The following is a 513-nucleotide window of genomic DNA, read 5'->3' as shown; positions in this document are numbered from 1 at the left end:
GTATTTCCTGCATGGTCTGTTACAGTCCAAGTTACGGTTGTGTTTCCGATAGGGAAAACGGTAGGCGCATCGTTGGTTACAGATTTTACCTCACAGTTATCAGTAGTAGTTGGATTTCCGAGAGTTACATTGGCTTTAGCCGCAGTACAGGAAGCCACGTCCACAGGCACCGTTACCGGCGCTGCGCAGGTTATAGTTGGATTGATATTGTCTATCACCGTTACAATTTGAGTACAAGTAGCAGTATTTCCTGCATGGTCTGTTACAGTCCAAGTTACGGTTGTGTTTCCGATAGGAAAAACGGTAGGCGCATCGTTGGTTACAGATTTTACCCCACAGTTATCAGCAGTAGTTGGATTTCCAAGAGTTACATTGGCTTTAGCCGCAGTACAGTAAGCCACATCCACAGGCACCGTTACCGGCGCTGCACAGGTTATAGTTGGATTAATATTGTCTACCACCGTTACAATTTGGGTACAAGTAGCGGTATTTCCTGCATGGTCTGTTACAGTC

1 protein-coding gene is annotated in these 513 nt (G+C 45.8%); it reads right to left on the bottom strand.

All coding sequences use genetic code 11. The features are described 5' to 3' along the window. A partial coding sequence (locus ACP7AT_RS15805) for an HYR domain-containing protein (RefSeq protein WP_426065397.1) occupies nucleotides 1-513 on the bottom strand: 513 nt, incomplete at both ends.

The sequence above is a fragment of the Flavobacterium sp. DSP2-3-1 genome, assembly GCF_049896865.1.
Taxonomy (GTDB): Bacteria; Bacteroidota; Bacteroidia; order Flavobacteriales; family Flavobacteriaceae; genus Flavobacterium.
Note: the sequence above shows the minus strand (reverse complement) of the source record. Positions and strands in the feature narration are given on the sequence as shown.